Annotated in this window: 1 protein-coding gene; it reads left to right on the top strand. The window is 59.1% G+C overall.

Features of this window, described 5'->3' with window-relative positions; all coding sequences use genetic code 11:
* A partial coding sequence (locus tag D7Y13_RS46515) for a hypothetical protein (RefSeq protein WP_158626244.1) occupies window positions 1-423 on the top strand: 423 nt, incomplete at both ends.

The following is a 423-nucleotide window of genomic DNA, read 5'->3' as shown; positions in this document are numbered from 1 at the left end:
GTGTGGATCTGCTGACGACGCTGCATCAGCGGCGATGCCTGAAGCTGAAGCTGATCAAAGCGAACGAGTTGCGATCGCGCCTGCCGCAGATGGTCGATCGCGCTGGCAATATCACCCGCTTTGCTGAGAACCTGCTGAATTTCTCCGCTTTGCTGGGCGATCGCGTCGAGCTGCATTTGCGCCTGCTGCTGCTGCGTCTGAAGGTCGCGACTGCGCTCGGTCTGCTGCTGCTGAAGCTGCTGCCGCTGAGCTTGAGCGGCTTGATGCTGGCGCGATCGAACGGTTTGGGCTTCTTCTTGCACCTGCAACTGTTGAAACTGAGCGTAGGCTGTGGCGATCGCGTTTTGCTCGTGCAAAATTGCGGCCAAGGTTTGCTGCTGCCCAGAGGCGGCACTGAGTTCTTTTTGCAAACGCTGCGCGTCC

This window comes from Corallococcus praedator, from assembly GCF_003612125.1.
In the GTDB taxonomy this organism is placed as follows: Bacteria; Myxococcota; Myxococcia; order Myxococcales; family Myxococcaceae; genus Corallococcus; species Corallococcus praedator.
Note: the sequence above shows the minus strand (reverse complement) of the source record. Positions and strands in the feature narration are given on the sequence as shown.